The sequence below is a fragment of the Sphingobium sp. LMA1-1-1.1 genome (assembly GCF_040676365.1).
Classification (GTDB): Bacteria; Pseudomonadota; Alphaproteobacteria; order Sphingomonadales; family Sphingomonadaceae; genus Sphingobium.
This window is the reverse complement of sequence record NZ_JBEGHS010000001.1, coordinates 671179-690903: the sequence shown is the minus strand read 5'-3', so window position 1 is coordinate 690903 and position 19725 is coordinate 671179. Positions and strand designations below refer to the sequence as shown.

At 63.4% G+C, this 19725-nt stretch carries 18 protein-coding genes; 8 read left to right on the top strand and 10 right to left on the bottom strand.

Going from position 1 to position 19725, the window contains the following annotated elements:
• Positions 1-150 precede the first annotated feature (150 nt).
• The 6 genes from eno to MRBLMA1_RS03330 all read left to right on the top strand — a co-directional run bounded on the left by eno (position 151) and on the right by MRBLMA1_RS03330 (position 5628).
• Positions 151-1425, top strand: a complete 1275-nt coding sequence (gene eno, locus MRBLMA1_RS03355; RefSeq protein ID WP_363735002.1) for a phosphopyruvate hydratase — start codon at positions 151-153, stop codon at positions 1423-1425.
• 76 nt (positions 1426-1501) lie between these two features.
• The gene (locus MRBLMA1_RS03350) at positions 1502-1813 is read left to right on the top strand and encodes an FtsB family cell division protein (protein ID WP_133651921.1); all 312 of its coding nucleotides are present in this window, start codon (positions 1502-1504) and stop codon (positions 1811-1813) included.
• Positions 1814-1937: 124 nt separating this feature from the next.
• The gene (pdhA, locus tag MRBLMA1_RS03345) at positions 1938-3014 is read left to right on the top strand and encodes a pyruvate dehydrogenase (acetyl-transferring) E1 component subunit alpha (RefSeq protein WP_133651922.1); all 1077 of its coding nucleotides are present in this window, start codon (positions 1938-1940) and stop codon (positions 3012-3014) included.
• The gene (locus MRBLMA1_RS03340) at positions 3014-4366 is read left to right on the top strand and encodes a pyruvate dehydrogenase complex E1 component subunit beta (protein ID WP_363734999.1); all 1353 of its coding nucleotides are present in this window, start codon (positions 3014-3016) and stop codon (positions 4364-4366) included. Before pdhA ends, MRBLMA1_RS03340 begins: the two co-directional genes overlap by 1 nt.
• 145 nt (positions 4367-4511) lie before the next feature.
• The gene (locus MRBLMA1_RS03335) at positions 4512-5153 is read left to right on the top strand and encodes a hypothetical protein (RefSeq protein WP_363734997.1); all 642 of its coding nucleotides are present in this window, start codon (positions 4512-4514) and stop codon (positions 5151-5153) included.
• A gap of 10 nt (positions 5154-5163) precedes the next feature.
• Positions 5164-5628, top strand: a complete 465-nt coding sequence (locus MRBLMA1_RS03330; protein ID WP_363734996.1) for an EF-hand domain-containing protein — start codon at positions 5164-5166, stop codon at positions 5626-5628.
• A gap of 22 nt (positions 5629-5650) precedes the next feature.
• Here MRBLMA1_RS03330 and trmFO read toward each other — a convergent pair whose 3' ends face one another.
• Complete coding sequence (gene trmFO, locus MRBLMA1_RS03325) at positions 5651-6994, bottom strand: methylenetetrahydrofolate--tRNA-(uracil(54)-C(5))-methyltransferase (FADH(2)-oxidizing) TrmFO (protein ID WP_363734994.1); 1344 nt, start codon at positions 6992-6994, stop codon at positions 5651-5653.
• Between the two features lie 91 nt (positions 6995-7085).
• Positions 7086-8405, bottom strand: a complete 1320-nt coding sequence (locus MRBLMA1_RS03320; RefSeq protein WP_363734993.1) for a dicarboxylate/amino acid:cation symporter — start codon at positions 8403-8405, stop codon at positions 7086-7088.
• 185 nt (positions 8406-8590) lie between these two features.
• Between MRBLMA1_RS03320 and MRBLMA1_RS03315 the strand changes: the two genes are divergently transcribed.
• Positions 8591-9967 carry a M20/M25/M40 family metallo-hydrolase gene (locus tag MRBLMA1_RS03315; protein ID WP_414714749.1) on the top strand — a complete coding sequence of 459 codons (1377 nt, stop codon included), beginning with the start codon at positions 8591-8593 and terminating at the stop codon, positions 9965-9967.
• Positions 9968-10121: 154 nt separating this feature from the next.
• Here the strand turns inward: MRBLMA1_RS03315 and leuA are convergent, their stop codons facing one another.
• The 7 genes from leuA to miaA form a co-directional block, all read right to left on the bottom strand.
• Positions 10122-11795 (bottom strand): 2-isopropylmalate synthase, encoded by a 1674-nt coding sequence (leuA, locus tag MRBLMA1_RS03310; RefSeq protein WP_363734992.1) that lies wholly within the window; start codon positions 11793-11795, stop codon positions 10122-10124.
• Between the two features lie 292 nt (positions 11796-12087).
• Positions 12088-12711 (bottom strand): YceI family protein, encoded by a 624-nt coding sequence (locus tag MRBLMA1_RS03305; protein ID WP_363734991.1) that lies wholly within the window; start codon positions 12709-12711, stop codon positions 12088-12090.
• Between the two features lie 241 nt (positions 12712-12952).
• Positions 12953-13972 (bottom strand): ketol-acid reductoisomerase, encoded by a 1020-nt coding sequence (gene ilvC, locus MRBLMA1_RS03300; RefSeq protein WP_133651931.1) that lies wholly within the window; start codon positions 13970-13972, stop codon positions 12953-12955.
• A gap of 251 nt (positions 13973-14223) precedes the next feature.
• A complete protein-coding gene (gene ilvN / locus MRBLMA1_RS03295; protein WP_133651932.1) occupies positions 14224-14739 on the bottom strand; it encodes an acetolactate synthase small subunit in 516 nt (171 codons plus the stop codon).
• On the bottom strand, positions 14739-15083 hold the full coding sequence (locus tag MRBLMA1_RS03290) for a hypothetical protein (RefSeq protein ID WP_363734990.1): 345 nt from the start codon (positions 15081-15083) through the stop codon (positions 14739-14741). Before MRBLMA1_RS03290 ends, ilvN begins: the two co-directional genes overlap by 1 nt.
• Positions 15084-15093: 10 nt before the next feature.
• Entirely contained in the window at positions 15094-16842 is a 1749-nt protein-coding gene (locus MRBLMA1_RS03285) for an acetolactate synthase 3 large subunit (protein WP_363734989.1), read from the bottom strand.
• A gap of 100 nt (positions 16843-16942) precedes the next feature.
• The gene (miaA, locus tag MRBLMA1_RS03280) at positions 16943-17887 is read right to left on the bottom strand and encodes a tRNA (adenosine(37)-N6)-dimethylallyltransferase MiaA (RefSeq protein ID WP_363734988.1); all 945 of its coding nucleotides are present in this window, start codon (positions 17885-17887) and stop codon (positions 16943-16945) included.
• On the opposite strand from miaA, the gene serB reads away from it, so the two are divergent.
• A complete protein-coding gene (serB, locus tag MRBLMA1_RS03275) occupies positions 17886-18764 on the top strand; it encodes a phosphoserine phosphatase SerB (RefSeq protein ID WP_363734987.1) in 879 nt (292 codons plus the stop codon). The two genes, miaA and serB, sit on opposite strands and share 2 nt — an antisense overlap.
• Positions 18765-18927: 163 nt before the next feature.
• Here serB and MRBLMA1_RS03270 read toward each other — a convergent pair whose 3' ends face one another.
• Complete coding sequence (locus tag MRBLMA1_RS03270) at positions 18928-19683, bottom strand: glutaredoxin (RefSeq protein WP_363734986.1); 756 nt, start codon at positions 19681-19683, stop codon at positions 18928-18930.
• Positions 19684-19725: the final 42 nt, after the last annotated feature.

Sequence of the window (19725 nt, the reverse complement as noted above, 5' to 3'; positions counted from 1 at the left end):
CCGCCCACAGTTCCGTTGCCGTTACTATTTTGAGCATCGGCATTTTTCGAGTCCTTGCAAGCCCCCGCATTGCCAAGCGGGGAGGTGGTGGCTAAGCGGGGCGCGAAAAGCGACCAGAGCCAGTCCCCAGAGCCACTCCAAGGAGCGACCATGACCGCCATTCTCGATATTCATGCCCGCCAGATTCTGGACAGCCGCGGCAATCCGACCGTCGAGGTCGACGTGATGCTGGAGGATGGCAGCTTCGGCCGTGCCGCCGTGCCGTCGGGCGCGTCGACCGGCGCCTATGAAGCGGTGGAAAAACGTGATGGCGACCCCGCCAGATATCTCGGCAAGGGCGTGCTCGCCGCTGTCGCTGCCGTCAATGACCAGATTGCCGAGCAGATCATCGGCCTGGATGCAGAGGATCAGGCCGAAGTCGATGCCGCGATGATCGCGCTCGACGGGACGGAGAACAAATCGAACCTGGGCGCCAATGCGATATTGGGCGTCAGCCTGGCCGTGGCGAAGGCCGCCGCCGACGCGCGCGGCCTGCCGCTCTATCGCTATGTCGGCGGCGTCAATGCGCATGTGCTGCCGGTGCCGATGATGAACATCATCAACGGCGGCGAACATGCCGACAATCCGATCGATTTCCAGGAATTCATGATCATGCCGGTCGGTGCGGAAAGCATCGCGGACGCCGTGCGGATCGGTTCGGAAATCTTCCATACGCTCAAGAAGGGCCTGCACGACAAGGGGCTGGCCACTTCCGTCGGCGACGAGGGCGGTTTCGCGCCCAACATCGCCTCGACCCGCGACGCGCTCGACTTCATCATGCTGTCGGTCGAAAAGGCGGGCTACAAGCCGGGCGACGATGTCGTGCTGGCGCTGGACTGCGCAGCGACCGAGTTCTTCAGGAACGGCAAATATGAGATTTCGGGCGAGGGCCTGTCGCTCAGCCCGGTCGAAATGGCCGATTATCTTGCCGCCCTGTGCGCCGACTATCCGATCAAGTCGATCGAGGACGGCATGAGCGAAGATGATTTCGAAGGCTGGAAGGCGCTGACCGACAAGATCGGCAACAAGGTGCAGCTGGTGGGCGACGATTTGTTCGTGACCAACCCGAAGCGGCTGGAAATGGGCATCGGCAAGGGCCTGGCGAACTCGCTGCTGGTGAAGGTGAACCAGATCGGTTCGCTGACCGAAACGCTGGCCGCCGTCGACATGGCGCACCGGGCGCGCTACACCGCCGTGATGTCGCATCGCTCGGGCGAGACCGAGGACGCGACCATCGCCGATCTCGCCGTGGCCACCAATTGCGGCCAGATAAAGACCGGATCGCTCGCCCGTTCCGACCGGCTTGCCAAATATAACCAGCTCATCCGGATCGAAGAAGAGCTGGGCGATATTGCGCGTTATGCCGGGCGTTCGATCTTCCGCTGAATATAAATTCGGCGACCGGCCGCAAGCAACGCAGATTTTGCTTGCGGCCGGTTCGTCCCTGTGATTCAACTGGTCCATGGCGCATATCGCGAAACTCCGCATGTTGCTTTTCTCGGCTTTTGGCCCGGCGATTGCGGTTCTTCTTCTTCTTTTCTTCGCGGGCTATGTGGTGCTTGGCTCCAACGGCGTTCTGGCCTGGGGCGATTACAAGCGACAATTGAACCATGCGCAGGGTGAACTGAAGCAGGTTCAGGCCCACCGGCAGGAATTGAAGAACCGGGTCGACCTGCTCGATCCCCGGCGCGTCGATCCCGATCTTTCCGACGAACTGATCCGGCGGGAGCTGGGTGTCGTTCATCATGATGAAGTGATCGTTCCACTCAACTGACGGTCCGGACGGCTGATTGATCGCTTTGCCGCGCTTTTGAGTGCCAAGCCGCGTTGCAATTCGGGGCGGACTCCCGCTATATCGCCCTTCCTTCCATCCCCACCCACGCAAAAGGATAAGAACCTTGGCGAAACCAACGACGCCGCGTCCTTCACGCGCAAAGGCAAAGGCGGCTGCACCCGCCGCCGGCGCGGACCACAACCGGCCTCGCCCTGACGCTCCCCAGGATTATGAAGCCACCAAGGAGGAGTTGCTCGAATTTTACCGGCAAATGGTGCTGATCCGCCGTTTCGAGGAAAAGGCGGGCCAGCTTTACGGTCTTGGGCTGATCGGCGGCTTCTGCCACCTCTATATCGGGCAGGAAGCGGTTGCCGTAGGCATCCAGTCAGCGCTCCAGCCGGGCAAAGACAGCGTTATCACCGGCTATCGCGACCATGGCCACATGCTGGCCTATGGCATCGATCCCAATGTCATCATGGCGGAACTGACCGGACGGGAAGCCGGCATTTCGCGCGGCAAGGGCGGTTCGATGCACATGTTCAGCGTCGAGCATAAATTCTACGGCGGCCACGGCATCGTCGGCGCGCAGGTATCGCTGGGCGCGGGCCTGGGTTTTGCGCATAAGTACAATAATGACGGTGGCGTCTGCGTCGCCTATTTCGGCGACGGCGCTGCCAATCAGGGCCAGGTCTATGAATCGTTCAACATGGCCGAACTGTGGAAGTTGCCGATCATCTTCGTGATCGAGAATAACCAATATGCCATGGGTACCAGCGTCAACCGCTCCTCGGCGGAAGACCAGCTCTACCGTCGGGGCGAAAGCTTCCGTATCCCGGGCATCCAGGTGAACGGCATGGACGTGCTCGCGGTACGGGGCGCAACGGAAGAAGCGCTGAAATGGGTCCAGGGCGGCAACGGGCCGATCCTGCTCGAAATGAAGACCTATCGCTATCGCGGCCATTCCATGTCCGACCCGGCCAAATACCGGTCGCGCGAGGAAGTGCAGTCGATGCGCGACAAGTCGGACCCGATCGAGGGCGTCAAGAAATATCTCACCGAAGCCGGCGTGGGCGAAGACGAGCTCAAGAAGATCGATCAGGACATCCGCAAGATCGTCAGCGACGCTGCGGACTTCGCTGAAACCTCTCCCGAACCGGAAATGCACGAACTTTATACCGACGTGCTGGTGGAGCAATATTAATGGGTATCGAAATCAAGATGCCGGCGCTTTCGCCGACCATGGAGGAAGGCACGCTGGCGAAATGGCTGGTGAAGGAAGGTGACGAAGTCCGTTCCGGCGACATTCTCGCCGAGATCGAGACCGACAAGGCCACGATGGAATTCGAAGCTGTCGATGAAGGCAAGATCGGCCAGATCATGATCGCCGAAGGCACCGAGGGGGTGAAGGTCGGCACCGTTATCGCGACGATGGCGGGTGAAGGCGGCGAGGCGGCTCCGGCACCCAGGGCGGAAGCGCCCAAGGCGGAAGCCGCTCCGGCGCCTGTCGCGGCCAGGCCTGCTGCCGAACCGAAGGCCACCGTCAAGGATCCGGCGCTTCCCGACGGCACCGAATATCTTAAAACTACTGTTCGCGAAGCGTTGCGCGACGCCATGGCCGAGGAAATGCGCCGTGACGAGCGCGTCTTCGTCATGGGTGAGGAAGTCGCCGAATATCAGGGCGCCTACAAGGTCACCCAGGGCCTGCTGGAAGAATTTGGCGACAGGCGGGTGATCGACACGCCCATCACCGAATATGGCTTTGCCGGCATTGGCGCGGGCGCGGCCATGGGCGGTCTGAAGCCGGTTATCGAGTTCATGACCTTCAACTTCGCGATGCAGGCGATCGATCACATCATCAACTCTGCGGCGAAGACCAATTACATGTCGGGTGGCCAGATGCGCTGTCCGATCGTGTTCCGTGGTCCCAATGGCGCGGCCAGCCGCGTCGCCGCGCAGCATAGCCAGAATTATGCTCCCTGGTATGCGGCGGTGCCCGGCCTGATCGTGATCGCGCCCTATGACTCGGCCGATGCCAAGGGCCTTCTCAAGGCGGCGATCCGTTCGGAAGACCCGGTCGTGTTCCTGGAGAATGAGCTGGTCTACGGCCGCAGCTTCGATGTGCCCCAGGTGGACGATTATGTCCTGCCGATCGGCAAGGCGCGCATTGTCCGCGAGGGCAGCGACGTGACGCTGGTAAGCTATTCGATTGGCGTGGGCATCGCTCTGGAAGCTGCCGAAGCGCTGGCAGGTGAAGGCATCGACACGGAGGTCATCGACCTGCGTACGCTGCGTCCGCTCGACACGGCGACCGTGCTGGAAAGCCTCAAGAAGACCAACCGACTCGTCGTGGTCGAAGAGGGCTGGCCTGTCTGTTCGATCTCTTCGGAAATCGCGGCCGTGGTCATGGAGCAGGGCTTCGACGATCTGGACGCCCCGGTGCTGCGCGTCACGAACGAGGACGTGCCGCTGCCCTATGCGGCGAACCTTGAAAAGGCGGCGCTGATCGACGCGGCCCGCGTCGTCGCGGCGGCGAAGAAGGTGTGTTATCGGTAAAGTGGAGATGGGGAGCGGCGTGTGTCGCTCCCCATCGACGCCTTGCATTCTGTCGTCGCTTGTCGGGGCCATGAATGCCGACGCCGTCCGTCGGTCCTGAAAGGCTGATGATGTCGGCCCATTCCCTTTTCATCGATCTGGTCGGATGCATGCCGTGAGCGACGATCTCGCGCCCTTGCCGTCGCTGCTGAGCGCCTATGCAGGGCCTGGCGCTGCCCGGCATCGGCTGGTCTGGGCACTGGACGCTCGTTTCGCGCGGCTGGTGGCGACGACGAGCGAGCCGATCATCGGCCAGATGCGCCTGGCCTGGTGGAACGACGCCTTGACGGATGAAAACGGGGTCAAGGGACAGGGTGAACCGCTGATCGACGCGATGCGGCAACTGGGCGCCTTGCCGCTCCACGGACTGGCGCAATGGCTGGACGGCTGGGAAGCGTTGATCGGAGAGCTTGATCTTTCCGGCTATGCGGAGGGCCGGGGGAGCGGCCTGTTTCGCGCACTGGCGGGGCAGAAGGATATTCCGCCATGGCTCGATCGCGCCGGGGCGGCATGGGCGCTCTGGGACCTGTCCGGACATCATGCGGACCCGGACATCGCCGGCAAGGCGATCGATCTGGCACGGACCTATATAAGTGGCGGCAGCTTTCCCTGGACGAAACAATGGCGTCCGCTGCAGATCGCCTATCACCTTGCCCGCCATGACATTGAGAAAGGCCGCCGCGCACCTGCGGGATTGACCCCTGCGCACTATTGGCGATTGGTGCGCATCGGGTTGTTCGGGCGATAGGGGGGATCTGTTGGGACGGGTTTTGGTGAGCGTGATGGCCGCATTGCTGATGACGGCAGGCGGGCTGTTCTGGTGGCAGGGGCGGGCGAACAATGAACCCGTGCCCCAGCTCCTGGTCGGATCGCCGCCGCCGCCCACCGTCGATGTCCTGCCGGAGGGTGATCCGGACGCTTCGGGCGATGCGCCGCCCATGCCCGGCGAAGCGTCGCCGCAAAGCCGCGAGCAGCAGCGATTTGGCCGCTATGACCGCAATCGCGATGGCGTCATCACCCGCGTCGAGATGATGGGCAGCCGCGTCAAGGCGTTCAAGGCGCTCGACCGGGACAATGACAATCTCCTCTCCTTCGAGGAGTGGGCCGTGGCGACCTCGGATCGCTTTGCCGGGGCGGACGGCAATGGCGACGGCAAGCTGACGCCGGCGGAATTCGCGACTACCGCGCCCAAACGAACCGCCACCCCGAAATGCAAATGCTGACGCGTCAGGCGCCGCGCAACGCTCAGGCCTGCTGAAGTTCGCCCAGCCAGCCGCCCAGCGCGGCGCGGGCGCGGGCGGTCATGGCTTCCTTGCGCTGCTTCTTCTTCACGTCTTCCAGCGGCGGGAAGAGGCCGAAATTGACGTTCATCGGCTGATAATCCGCCGTCTCGACGTTGCCGGTCACATGACCGAGCAGCGCGCCCAGCGCGGTTTGCGGCGGCAATGGCGGGAGCGGCTGGCCCAATATCTCGGCCGCGGCAAATCGTCCGGCGAGCAGCCCGATCGCCGCGCTTTCTACATAGCCCTCGCAACCCGTGACCTGCCCCGCAAAGCGGATATGCGGCGCGCTTTTCAGGCGCAATGTGGCGTCGAGCAGCTTGGGACTCTGGATGAAGGTGTTGCGGTGAAGCCCGCCAAGACGGGCAAATTCCGCCTTTTCCAGGCCGGGGATGGTGCGGAACAGATCGATCTGTGCGCCATGCTTCAGCTTGGTCTGGAATCCGACCATGTTCCACAACGTGCCCGATGCATTGTCCTGCCGCAGTTGCACCACCGCATAGGGCCAGCGGCCGGTGCGCGGATCGTCAAGGCCCATCGGCTTCATCGGTCCGTGGCGCAATGTTTCCGGGCCACGCGACGCCATGACCTCGATCGGCATGCAGCCCTCGAAATAGGGCGTGTCCTTTTCCCACTCCTTGAAGTCGGTCTTCTCGCCGTCGAGCAGGCCCTGGACGAAGGCCTGATACTGCTCCTTGTTCATGGGGCAGTTGATATAGTCCTTTCCTTCGCCGCCGCCGGGGCCGATCTTGTCCCAGCGATTGGCCATCCAGCATTTGTCCATGTCGATGCTGTCGAAATGCACGACCGGCGCGATCGCGTCGAAAAAGGCGAGATGGTCGATGCCCGCCGCCTGCCCGATGCTGGCGGCGAGCGCGGGGGCGGTGAGCGGTCCGGTGGCGACGATGGTCATGCCTTCGCTCGGCAGCGCGTCGACGCGCTCGCGCGCGATCTCCACATTCGGATGCCCGGCCAATGTGCGGGTGACGCCTTCGGAAAAGATATGGCGATCCACCGCCAGAGCCGACCCGGCGGGAACCTTGGCCGGTTCAGCCTGCGCCATGATGATCGAGCCCAGCCGCCGCATCTCCTGATGCAGCAGGCCCACGGCGTTCCTGTCCGCGTCGTCGGACCGGAAACTGTTGGAGCAGACCAGTTCGGCAAGGCCATCGGTCTGATGCGCGGGCGTCATGTCGCCCGATCCCCGCATTTCGGACAGGCGGACCTTCACGCCGGCCTGGGCCAGTTGCCACGCCGCCTCCGTCCCCGCAAGCCCGCCGCCGATGATGTGAACCTGATGTCCTGCCACTTTGCTTCTGTTCCGATCGATCTGTAGTCGAGGGGCGTTTAGGCGAAACGGTGCCAAAAGCGGAGCGCAAAATGACCGGCCTCGTCGGTACTCATGCCATGGAAGAGCCGAGCGCCTGAGCGGATGAAGCGTCGCTATAATAAGCGGCTTCGTCCAATATCCCCTCCCGCTTGGCGACGATCGTGGCGACCAGCACCTGTCCCGCGACATTGACGGCGGTGCGGCCCATGTCGAGGATCGGGTCGATGGCAAGCAGCAACCCCGCGCCCTCCAGCGGCAGGCCGAGCGTGGAAAGCGTCAGCGTCAGCATCACGATCGCGCCGGTCAGGCCAGCCGTCGCGGCCGATCCGACGACGGAGACGAAGACGATCAACGCATAATCCGCCGCATGAAGGGGAATGCCGTAGAAGCCCGCCACGAAGATCGCCGCCAGCGCCGGATAGATGGAGGCGCATCCGTCCATCTTGGTCGTCGATGCCAGCGGAATGGCGAAGGCGGCATAGACTTTCTCCACGCCCATGCGTTCGGTCACGGTTTCGGTGACCGGCAGGGTCCCGACCGAGGATCGCGAGACGAAGCCGAGCTGGATCGCGGGCCATGCCTTGGCGAAGAAGGGCAGGGGCCTGAGCCCGTTTGCCACCAGCAGCAGCGGATATACGACCAGCAGCACCAGCGCGAGGCCCAGATAGACGGCCCCGGCAAAACCACCGAGCTGGGCAAGGGCGCTCCAGCCATAGGTGGCGATGGCGCTGCCGATCAGTGCGGCGGAACCGATCGGCGTCAGACGGATGATCCAGCCCAGGATCGCGCGGACCACGGCCAGCAGGGAACGGACAAAGGCCAGGAAGGGCTCCGCCTTCTCCCCGACCTTCAATGTGGCGAGGCCGATGGCGATGGAGAGGACCAGCAATTGGAGGATATTGAAGGAAAGGGCGGTGGATGCGCCCTCGTCGTTCAGTTTGGTGCTGGCCGAGAGAGCGAAACTGTTGCCGGGCACCAGCCCCTTGAGGAAATCGAGCCAGCCGCCGATGGAGTCGGGCTTGCCGATGGCGAGCGCCTGTCCGTGGAGTCCCGATCCCGGCTGGACGATCAAGCCGATGGCGAGGCCGATGACGACCGCGATCAGTGCCGTGATCGCGAACCAGAGCAGGGTCTGCCCCGCCAGCCGCGCTGCATTGTCGAGCGCGCGCAGATTGGCCACGGAGGCGACAATGGCGGCGAACACCAGCGGCGGCACCACGGCCTTCAGCAAGGAAATAAAGATCGACCCCGTGGTCTTGAGTGCTGCGGCCAGCCAGTTGAGGTCGCCATCCGGTCCAGCGCCCATGGCGCGCGCCATGAGGCCCAGCAACAGGCCGACGGCCATGCCAGCCATGACCTGGAATCCGAAACTGCGATAGTTGATGGCCATGGCCTTATTCCTTCGGGCGATCGGCGCGCGATATGGTGATCGACGCTGCCAAATGCGCGCAAACAATTCTTTATGGGGGTGAACGCGGATAAGGATGTCCTCTTTCCGCGACTGGACAGCAAACGGATTGGCCGCCGCGATCCACTATGCCACAGAATGAGCCCCGATCCAGCAGGAGATGCGATTTGAGGAAATGGTGGGCGGTTCTGACGGCTCTCACCGCGCCGGTCCTGTTCCTGCCGCCGGCCGCGCAGGCCGCCGGAGATCCGGCATTGGCCAAGGAGGTGCTGGTCAGGTCCATCGCTTTCCGCACGGTGGAGGGGGAGGGGCAGGTTCCCCGCCTCGCCGCTTATTATGCATCGGTGCTGCAGCGGGCGGGTTTTGTGGCAGGCGACGTGGAGATCACCCCGCTGGGCGAGACGGCCAGCCTTGCCGCGACCATCCGGGGCAGCGATCCTCAGCTCCGCCCCCTGCTGCTGATCGGCCATATGGATGTGGTGGCCGCCGATCCGGCGGACTGGGCGCGCGACCCCTTCGTGCCGGTCGAGGAGGATGGCTATATTTTCGGACGGGGCGCGGAGGACAATAAATATGACGTCGCCATGATGGTGGCGACGCTGGCTGATTTGCGCAAGTCCGGGTGGCGGCCGCGCCGGACGGTCACCCTCCTTCTGTCTGGCGACGAGGAAAGCCATATGCGCACCAGCCGCGCACTGGCGGAGAAATATAAGCATGCCGAAATGCTGCTGAACGGGGACGGCGGCGGCGGGTTGCTGGACGAGGATGGACAGGCTGTGCTCTACCAGTTGCAGGCCGGCGAAAAGAGCTATGCGGATTTCGAGATCGCCTTCACCGATGCCGGCGGTCACAGCAGCGCGCCAACGCCCGGCAATCCGATCTATCGCCTGGCGCGGGCGATCGACCGGATCGCCGCCTATCGCTTCGCGCCGATGCGCAATGAACTCACCAGGGCATCATTGGCTCTTTCGGCGGACAGGATCGGCGGCGCGGTTGGCGCGGCGATGCGGCGTTATGCCGAGACAGGCGACCCGAAAGCGGCGGACCTGCTGTCCGATTATCCCGAATTTGTGGGGCAGGTGCGGACGACCTGCGTCGCCACCATGGCGCAGGCGGGCCATGCGCGAAACGCCCTGCCGCAAAGTGCGAAGGTCGATGTGAACTGCCGCATCTTTCCGGGCATCGCCGTCGAAGTCGTGAAGGCGGAACTGACGCAGGCCACAGATGATCCCGGCGCGACCATCACCACGCTGGACCACCCGCAGGCGAGCGACGCCTCACCCCTGCGGGAGGATGTGCTGAAGGCGGTGAAGGCAGCGGTGTCGGCCCGCTACCCTCACATTCCGGTCATCCCCTCCATGTCGGCGGGAGCGACGGACAGCCTCTATTTCCGGGCGCTCGGCGTGCCGAGCTATGGTGTATCCAGCCTGTTCCAGCGGGGCGAGGACGGCTTTGCCCATGGGCTGAACGAGCGCGTGCCGGTGGCGGGAATTCCGCAGGCGCTCGATCAGTGGGAGCGGATGGTGAAGGCCCTCGCCCAATAGCAGCCTTCCACCAGAGCGGGTTTCGATCTGATTGAATCAGATCGCTGCTCTGGCTTCCTTGTTTTCCGCGATTTCTTAACCAGCGATCGGTGCCGATCGCTTGGAAATCACTCTAATCCATCCCTTCCGCTGGCCATGCGGATGGTGAGGTCCCTTAGCGCCCCACCGCAACGCTGTTGGCGGCTGAAAGCACGGCCTGGACCGAAGCCGTAGCCACGTCGGTATCCGTGCCGATGCCGAAGATCGTCCGGCCGTCCGGGGTGCGGCATTCGACATAGGCGGCCGCTGCGACATCCGTACCGGCGCCGATGGCATGCTCGCTATAGTCGGCGACCTCCAGATCGACGCCCAATTCGTCCCGCAGCGCCGCCAGCACGGAGGAGATCAGGCCATTGCCGCGCCCGGAAATCGATCGCTCGCCTCCCTTGTGCGCAATCTTGCCGGTGAAGATGCGATCGCCCGCATGGCCGGTCTCATTATAGTCGATCAACCTGTAGGGCTGCTCGCCCGACAGGCGGTAATGATCCTCGAACGCGGCCCAGATGTCGCCGGCATTCAATTCGCGGCTGCTTTCGTCTGCCAGCGACTGAACCACCTTGGAAAAATCGGCCTGCATCCGCTTGGGCAGCTTCAGCCCCTTGTCCTGTTGCAGCACCCATGCGACGCCGCCCTTGCCCGACTGCGAATTGACGCGGATCACCGCCTCGTAATCGCGGCCCAGATCCTTGGGGTCGATCGGCAGATAGGGCACGTCCCAGATCTGGTCGTTGCGCGCTTCCTGCGCGGCGAAACCCTTTTTGATCGCGTCCTGATGACTGCCGGAAAAGGCGGTGAACACCAGTTCGCCGGCATAGGGATGGCGCGGGTGGACGGGCAGCTGGTTGCAATATTCGACGGTCTGGATCACCTCGTCGATATCGGAAAAGTCCAGCCCCGGATTGATGCCCTGCGTGTACATGTTGAGCGCCACGGTCACCAGGTCGCAATTTCCGGTACGTTCGCCATTGCCGAACAGGCAACCCTCGACGCGGTCGGCCCCCGCCATCAGCCCCAGTTCCGCCGCCGCCACGCCGGTGCCCCGGTCATTATGGGTGTGCAGCGAAATGACGACGCTGTCGCGCTTGCTGATATGGCGGCAGATCCACTCGATCTGGTCGGCATAGATATTGGGCGTCGCCGCCTCGACCGTGGCGGGCAGGTTCAGGATCAGCGGGCGATCGGGCGTCGGCCGCAGGATTTCCATCACGGCCTCGCAACATTCCAGGCTGAAATCCAGTTCGGCCGTGGAGAAGGTTTCGGGCGAATATTCAAAATGCCAGTCGGTATCGGGCTGCCTGGCCGCATTGTCGCGCAGCAGCTTGGCCGCATTGATCGCGATTTCCCGGATCTGCGGACGGTCCATCTGGAACACGATGTTGCGCCAGGCCGGGGATACGGCGTTGTAGACGTGGACGATGGCCTTCTTCGCGCCGCGCAGGGATTCGAAGGTGGTAGCGATCAGGTCTTCGCGCGCCTGCGTGAGCACCTGGGGGAAGACGTCATCGGGGATCGCGCCCTCGCGGACCAGGCCCGATATGAAGTCGAACTCTGTCGCGCCTGCGCTGGGGAAGCCGACCTCGATCTCCTTGACGCCCACTTTGACCAGCAGGTCGAAGAAGCGGCGCTTCTTTTCGGCGTTCATGGGATCGATCAGTGACTGGTTGCCGTCGCGCATGTCGGTCGACAGCCAGCGCGGGGGCGAGGTGATGACAGCGCCCGGCCACTGACGGTTGGGCAGGTCCACCTGGGGGAAGGGGCGGTATTTCAGCGAGGGATCAGTCAGCATCATGACGAAAATGGCTTCTCTGCATACGGGCGACCGCAGCCTGCCCGGTGGTACGACTATCTGCTTGATTATGCCCTTAGGCGGATTGCCGCGTCATTCAAGCGAAGAGCAGCACAAATACCACGCCTAAGGGCGTGTAAGTCGTAGCAGGGGAAGAAGCGCGCGCTGCATGATGGACACGCCATAGCCTGAATCGGCCGGCGAGCGCAAGGGGCAGGCGCTTGCCCCGTCCGTCGGCGGGAGGGGGCAAGCGTACTATGTGTATTGCCGGCCAGTGCTTATTTCTGGCCAACGCTCATTTTTGAAAAGCGGCGACGATCTTCAGTTCCACCGCATCGCCGACCATCGGCACGCCATAGCCCATGCCGAAATCACTGCGCTTGATCGCGGTGGTGGCGATGAAGCCGACATTCTCCTTGCCGCCCATCTGCGCCGGCCCCTTGCCCGCACCGTAGAATTCGGTGTCCAGTGTCACCGGCTTGGTGATGCCCTTGATGGTGAGGTTGCCGCTGATCTCCGCCGAGGTGCCCTGCACCTTTACCCCGGTCGACACGAAGGTCGCCTTGGCGAATTTTTCGGAATCGAAGAAGTCGGGCTTCATCAGATGCGCGTCGAGTTCAGCGATGCCGGTCTTGAGGTTCGCCACCGGAACTTCGACCGAAACCTTGGCCGCTGCGGGATTTTTGGGATCGAGCGTCAGCGTGCCGCTCGGTCCGGCAATGACGCCCAGATTGTTGGTGAAGCCCATATGGTCATAGGCGAAGAGGATCTGGGTGTGGCCCGGGTCGATCGTATAGGTGCCGCCGGTCACGCGGGTGGCATCCTTCGCGCCGGGGGCGGGCGGCATCTGCTGGGCGATGACGGCGCTGCCGCCGGCCACGGCGAGAAGGGCGGCGGCGGGGATCAGATATTTACGCATGAAGGACAATCTCCAGAAGCGATCAAGGGACGCCGCTACGATAAGCGACGTCCCTCGATTGTTCCAGAGCCGTAACCGGAAACAAAGGGTTACCGGATCGTCTACCTGCCATCCTGCTGTCGGAATGGCGGACGGGGCTTGGAGCGCGCTGCGTCAAATCTGACGCAGGCCGCGCGCTCCAGCTTTCTGTTGCAGCATCGTTTCAAGCGCAAAATCGGTTCCCACTTTTGCGCACGATGCCTTAGTTCTTGTCCTTGTCCACCAGCTTGTTGGCGCTGATCCAGGGCATCATGGCGCGCAGCTTGGCGCCGGTTTCCTCGATCGGATGGCGCTGCGCGATGACGCGGCTCATCTTGAGTTCGGGCTGGCCGGCGCGGTTGTCGAGCACGAAGTCCTTGACGAAGCGGCCCGACTGGATGTCGGCCAGGACGCGCTTCATTTCCTTCTTCGTTTCCTCGGTGATGATGCGCGGGCCGGTCTTGATGTCGCCATATTCGGCGGTGTTCGAGATCGAGTAGCGCATGGTGGCGATCCCGCCCTCATACATCAGGTCGACGATCAGCTTCAGTTCGTGGAGGCATTCGAAATAGGCCATTTCGGGAGAATAGCCCGCTTCGACCAGCGTTTCGAAACCGGCCTGGACCAGCGCGGTGGTGCCGCCGCAAAGCACGGCCTGCTCGCCGAACAGGTCGGTTTCGCATTCCTCGCGGAAGTTGGTTTCGATGATGCCGGAACGGCCGCCGCCAACGCCCGAGGCATAGGAAAGGGCGATGTCATGGGCATTGCCGGTCGCGTCCTGATGAACGGCGATCAGGCAGGGCACGCCGCCACCGCGCAGATATTCGCCGCGGACGGTGTGGCCCGGGCCCTTGGGCGCGATCATGATGACGTCCACGTCCTTGCGCGGCTCGATCAGGCCGAAATGGACATTGAGGCCGTGCGCGAAGGCCAGGGCCGCGCCAGGACGCAGATTGGCGTGGATGTCCGCGGCATAGACGGCGGCCTGATGCTCGTCGGGCGCCAGGATCATGAGTATGTCGGCCCAGGCAGCCGCTTCGGCGTTGGGCAGCACCTTGAAGCCCGCGCCTTCCGCCTTCGTCGCGCTGGGCGAACCGGGGCGCAGCGCGATGGCGATTTCGGCAACGCCGGAATCGCGCAGGTTCTGCGCATGGGCGTGGCCCTGGCTGCCATAACCCAGGATGGCGACCTTCTTGCCCTTGACCAGGCCGATATCGGCATCGCGATCGTAATAAACCTTCATTTGACGTTCCTTTTCATATCCTAACCCTCTCCCTGGAGGGAGAGGATACGAAGACTTGGACCCCATGGCCCCAGTCGGAGTTGGTGAGGGGGAACCACCGGGCGGGGATGTGCTGATCTCACCCTCACCCTCCCATGCTTCGCATGGGCCCCTCCCTCTCCCGGCGGGAGAGGGGCTAATCTATTTGGAGCGCGCCGCGCTCCAGTTGTCTGTTGTCGCATCCCTGGGCGCAAAAAACCGCGCACGATGCTTTAGTTTGGCTCCTTGCCACGGATCAGGCCGACGACGCCCGTTCGGCCAACCTCGACCAGCCCGATCTGCCGCATCAGGCCGATGAAATTGTCGATCTTGTCGGTCGTGCCGGTGATCTCGAAGATGAAGCTCTCTATGGTGGTGTCGACCACCTTGGCACGGAAGACATCGGCCAGGCGAAGCGCCTCGATCCGGTCCTCTCCCACGCCGGCAACCTTGACCAGCGCCAGTTCGCGCTCGACGAAGGGGCCGTTGTCGGTGAGGTCGGTCACCTTGTGCACCGGCACCAGCCGTTCGAGTTGGGCAATGATCTGGTCAATCACCTTGGGCGGGCCGCTGGTGACGATGGTGATGCGGCTGATCGCATGATCGGGGGTGATGTCCGCCACGGTCAGGCTGTCGATATTATAGCCACGCGCGGTGAACAGGCCCGCGATGCGCGCCAATATGCCCGCCTCGTTCGAAACCGTCAGCGACAGGACATGCCGCTCGCTAATCTCTTCCTGAATGTGCATCAGATGTTTCCGTTATCCGGTTCTTCGCGCTCATGGCGCTCTGAAATCATGCCCGTCAAGGCGTAGTGCCATGCGCCATCGTCGCGATGGGCCATCCGTACCGGGAAGCCCGCGATCGCGTCGAACATCCGCGCCAGATGCTCGCCCACATAGCGGGGGCTGACCAGCAGGCGGCCGATATGGCGCTCATGAAAATCGAAACCCGCGTCCAGATGGACTTCCCAATCCTCATTTTCCGGATCGGCATGGTCCACCGTCCAGCCCGTGAGGTCCGGCGTGCCCGCGATCCTTTCGAAATCGAAGGGTTCGCTGACATGGATGCGGAGCTTCAGATGCTGCGTCACGCCGCCATACTCACACCAGCGCCTTCGCCTCGTCCGACATGATGCCCTCGACCTGGCTGGGGTCGAGCAGCATGTCGGTATGTGCCGCGCCCGACGGGATCATCGGGAAGCAGTTGCTGAGCTTCGCCACGCGGCAGTCCACGATCACCGGGCCGGGCGTGTCGATCATCTGGGCAATGCCCGCCGCCAGTTCCTGCGGCCCCTCAATGCGGATGCCGGTCCAGCCATAGGCCTCGGCCAGCTTCACGAAGTCGGGCAGGCTGTCGGAATAGCTGTTGGAATAGCGGCTTTCATAGGTCAGTTCCTGCCACTGGCGGACCATGCCCATATATTCATTGTTGAGGATGAATATCTTGACCGGCAGGCGATACTGGCTGGCCGTCCCCATCTCCTGGATGTTCATCTGGATGGAAGCATCGCCGGCAACACACACGACCAGACTGTCCGGGTTGCCCACCTGCGCGCCGATCGCGGCCGGGAAGCCGTAGCCCATGGTGCCCAGGCCGCCGGATGTCAGCCACTTGTTCGGCGCGTCGAAACCGAAATGCTGGGCCGCCCACATCTGGTGCTGGCCGACTTCGGTGGTGATGATGACATCCTTCGCCGACCGCGAAGCCTTGTAGAGCTGGGCGATCGCCTCCTGCGGCATGATCTCTTCCCGGCTTTCCGGATAGGCGAGGCTGTTGCGGGCGCGCCAGCCGTCGATCCGTGCCCACCATTCGCCCAGATCGGCCGCCTTGTGCCCGCGTTCCTTCCAGAGGGCGATCATGTCCGCCAGGGCACTGCCGACGTCCGCGATGACGGGAAGGTCGACCTCGACGGTCTTGTTGATGGAACTGCGGTCGATATCGATATGGATCTTCTTGGAATGCGGCGCGAACGCGTCCAGCCGCCCGGTCACGCGGTCGTCGAAACGGGCGCCGACGCAAAGGATCAGGTCCGCCTTGTTCATCGCCCAATTGGCTTCATAGGTGCCGTGCATGCCCAGCATTCCCAGCCATTGCGGGGACGAAGCGGGGAAGGCGCCCAGGCCCATCAACGTCGAGGTGACGGGCGCGCCGGTCAGCGCCGCGATCTCGCGCAGCAGGGTCGATGCTTCGGGACCGGAATTGACGACGCCGCCCCCGGTGTAGAAGATCGGACGCTCGGCAGCCGCCAGCATCTCCACCGCGCTCGCGATCGCGACCGGGTCCGCCTTGGTCTGCGGGCGATAGCTGGCATGTTCGAAACTCTCCGGCTTCCGGTATGGCGCGGTCGCGATCTGGACATTCTTCGGAATGTCGATGACGACCGGGCCGGGCCGGCCGGTGGTGGCGATATGGAACGCCTCATGGACGACGCTCGCCAGCTTGCCGGGCGATTTCACCAGATAATTGTGCTTGGTGCAGTGGCGGGTGATGCCGACCGTATCCGCTTCCTGGAAAGCGTCCGTGCCGATGAGCTGCGTCGGAACCTGGCCAGTGATGACGACCATCGGGATCGAATCCATCAGCGCATCGGTGATGCCGGTGACCGCATTGGTCGCGCCGGGGCCGGAGGTGACGAGGACAACGCCGGGCTTGCCGGTGGAGCGGGCATAACCCTCCGCCATGTGGGTTGCGCCCTGTTCGTGGCGAACGAGAACGTGGCGGATCTTCGGATGATTGTAGAGTGCGTCATAGATGGGCAGCACCGCGCCGCCCGGATAACCGAACACGACTTCGACCCCCAGGTCGATCAGGCACTCAACCAATATGTCCGCGCCGCTCTTTTCGGCCACGATAGATCCTTCCGTCGGATAAATGTTGCGCCCTCTGCTCCAGAAGCGGAGCGATGGCAAGGCGGCTGCGTCTATTGGACATAAAATGGCTAGTCAATAGTTATTGTTGTAATTTTATTACTAATTCATCCATTAAATGATTATCAATGATCGCGGCGATGCGGGGCCAATCGGCGGGAGGCTGGCGGGAAAACCAGGTATATTGCCGCTTCGCATATTGTCGCGTCGCGATCCGGCCGCGCTCGACCATGGTTTCGCGGTCGATTTCCCCCGCCAGCCAAGCCGCGATCTCCGGGACGCCGATGGCCCGCATGACGGGAAGCTCGGCCGAGAGCCTGCGCGCCAGCAGCGCCTCCACCTCCCCGACGGCGCCATGGTCCGCCATCTGCCCGAACCGCAGGTCGCAGCGGTCGATCAGCCAGTCGCGCGGGGGCAGCAGGACCAAGGGCGCCAGGGCGATGTCCCTGCCTATGCCGCCGCTCTTGTGCCGTTGCCATTGGGACAGGGGCTTGCCGGTCGATCGCACCACCTCCAGCGCGCGGCCGACGCGAGTGGTGTCCGCGGCGGCGAGGCGCGCGGCCGCCTCGGGATCCTCCCTTGCCAGCGCGGCATGCGCCTCGGCCACCGGCATGGCGCGCACGGCAGCGCGTATGGCAGGATCGATGTCCGGCACCGGGGCGATGCCGTCCAGCAGGGTGCGCAGATAAAGGCCGGTGCCGCCCACCAATATGGGCATGCGCCCCGCCGCATGCGCCTTGCCGATCTCGTCGCGCGCCTCAGCCGCCCAGCGCGCGGCGGTGCAGGCTTCCGCGCCGTCGATATGGCCGAACAGCCGATGTGGAACGCCCGCCATTTCCTCTTCGTCCGGCCGGGCCGAAAGGATCCGAAGGTCGGCATAGACCTGGCTCGCGTCCGCATTGATGACGATGCCGTTCGCCATCCGGGCCAGCCGAACCGCGAGCGCACTCTTGCCGCTGGCGGTTGGCCCGGCAATAAGCGCGACGCGCGGGCGGGATTCGCCCATCCTTGAGTCAGGAGTTTCCATGTTCGTTGCGACCTTAGTGGCAAGTGGTGCCTTGAGTCAGGAGGATATTGCCGAGGCGGCCGGCCGGCTCGCCACGGTGGGTTGCGCGCCTGTCGATAGCAAGTGGCTGGACGAGGGCAAGGCGGCCGACATCTTCTTCGGCCTTGATCCGATTGCCGCGCGCGCTGCGCTCACCGGGGTTGGCGAGCGGGCGGACGTGATCGTCCAGCCCGCCGAGGGGCGTGAGAAGAAGCTGCTGATCGCGGACATGGACTCCACCATGATCACCGTCGAATGCATTGACGAACTGGCCGACTATGCCGGGATCAAGGCGCAGATCGCGGAGATTACGGAGCGGGCAATGCGCGGCGAACTCGACTTTGCCGGGGCGCTGCATGAGCGGGTCGCCCTGCTCAAGGGACTGGCGGACGCGGCCATCGACCAATGCCGGACCGAGCGGGTGAAGATCATGCCGGGCGCAAAAGCGCTGGTGCGCACGATGAAGCAGAGGGGGGCAAGGACGCTGCTCGTGTCGGGCGGGTTCACGCGCTTCACCGGCCCGGTGGCGGAGGAGATCGGCTTCGACGACGCCGTCGCCAATGTGCTGGAGATCGCTGACGGCGCCCTGCTGGGCACGGTGACGCTTCCGATCGTGGACGCTGCGCGCAAACGGATGGAACTGGAGGCGGCGATCAACGACGGGATCGATCGGCCGCTGACACTCGCCGTGGGCGACGGCGCCAATGATATACCGATGATCCAGGGGGCCGGGCTGGGCGTCGCCTATCATGCCAAGCCCAGGACGCGGGAAGCGGCGGCGGCCGAAATCGTGCATGGCGACCTCTCCGTGCTGCTCTATGCGCAGGGCATCGCTTCGGCCGAGTGGGTAGAGGCCTGATCGCCTCGATATCCTGGAGCGAAGGCAGAAGCAGGGCCTCATCAGAAGTCCTCTGATCCGCCACCGCACGGTTGAGCGCCGCTCCAGATTCCTTGTTTTCCGCGATTTCCTGACCAGCGATCGGTTCCGATCGCTTGGAAATCGCTCTATTTTTCGTTTTTGCTCAATGCGCGGCCAGCATCCACAGCGCCATGGCTACCATCATGACATTTTCCGTCAGGGACACGAAGCCCAGCGGCACATTGCTGCTGCCGCCGACGCAGGCGCATTTGAGTTCGCGCTTTTCGAGATAGACCGCCTTGAACACCGAAACCGCGCCGATCCCGCCGATGAACAGCGCCACGGGGATCGACAGCCAGTCGAGCGCTCGCGCCAGCATCAGCGTGCCTGCGCCCAGTTCAAGGAACGGATAGACATATCCATAGGGGACAAGGCGGCGGGCAAGCAGGTCGTAGTTCAGGAACATCGTCGCAAAGCGATCCACATCCTGCAATTTCAGCATGGCGAGCAGCATCATGGCGATCGCGACGAAGCGTTCCGCCGTCATGATGCCGAGCAGGGGCAGGGCGGTCAGCCAGTTGGTCACGAGCGCGAGCAAGCCCGCCACCGCGAAGACGACGAGGACGGGCGTATAGCTTTTCGCCTGCGGGTCGGCGACCTTCAGGCCGAAAAAGCGGCGAAGGTCGTCATGGCCGCCGATCCTTTGCCCGTCGATGAAGATCTGCGGCGTCGTCGCGACATTGTGCGCGGCCTTGCAGGCGTCGGTTTCGGCACGGCTGGTCAGCCAGTGATCATCGACCGCATAGCCTTTTCGCTTCAGCAGCCAGCGGGCCTTGAGGCCGAAGGGGCAGATGTGGCCGGGCATCACCATGCGATAAAGCTCTGCTTTGCGCGGAGCTTCGGCGGCGGCTGTGGTCATCGCATCGCTTTCTCTTGAGAGTTTCGCTTCGCATCCCATATG